Source organism: Yeosuana aromativorans, from assembly GCF_014646655.1.
Classification (GTDB): domain Bacteria; phylum Bacteroidota; class Bacteroidia; order Flavobacteriales; family Flavobacteriaceae; genus Yeosuana; species Yeosuana aromativorans.
Genome location: NZ_BMNR01000030.1, coordinates 1 through 647, shown reverse-complemented (window position 1 = coordinate 647; position 647 = coordinate 1). Strand labels below are relative to the sequence as shown.

Here is a 647-nt window from a genome sequence, read left to right as displayed (position 1 = left end):
TGTTCTATTTTTAAACGCTTATCAGCTCTGTTTTTATACTTATAGTAAGCATTGCGTTTATGTCCGAAACAATTGGTTATAGTAGTTAAAGAAGCAAATCCCTTAGCTTTTTCTTTGGCTATGATTAAGGCTTTGTACTTAGCTTTTTTTTTAGTTCAGCAACAGATTTATAGCCTAGGTCTTCAGCAGCTACTTCCAGGTATGAATCCAATACCAGGGCATCCAGATCCTTTTTTAAGAGTAGCTTTTTAAGTTGTTCAATCTCTTTTTGAAGTTCTTTAATTCGAGTTATTTCGTCTTTTGTTTCCACTTTTACTCTGGTGTTCATAAGGTCTTTACGGTTGTACTTCCTGATCCATTCATTAATGGTGGTAGGCGCAATACCATAGAGTTTACCTAGTTGGTTTTTGTTAAGTTTTCCGGTTGTAATTTCGTCCAGAATTTTCAGTTTAAAAGGTTCTGAATACCGTCTGATTACTTTGTCATTTTTGTACATAATGTTTAAAATTATGTAGCCTTATTTCAGGACGGGTCAATATTATGCACAACGGTTCGTATAAGAATAGTTGCGGGTTTACGTGCGAGGATTTTCCGAAGGAAAATCAGAAGCTAGCAAACAAGCAACTAACTTTGGTTTAGCTAAAACT

Annotated in this window: 1 protein-coding gene; it reads right to left on the bottom strand. The window is 34.9% G+C overall.

The window, feature by feature from the left end; genetic code table 11:
- Positions 1-124 precede the first annotated feature (124 nt).
- The gene (locus IEW94_RS16815; RefSeq protein ID WP_188655257.1) at positions 125-496 is read right to left on the bottom strand and encodes a transposase; all 372 of its coding nucleotides are present in this window, start codon (positions 494-496) and stop codon (positions 125-127) included.
- Positions 497-647: the final 151 nt, after the last annotated feature.

What these genes read in the sequence shown, in the direction of transcription:
- IEW94_RS16815 (WP_188655257.1), bottom strand. Translation starts at nt 496, where the DNA reads ATGTACAAAAATGACAAAGTAATCAGACGGTATTCAGAACCTTTTAAA.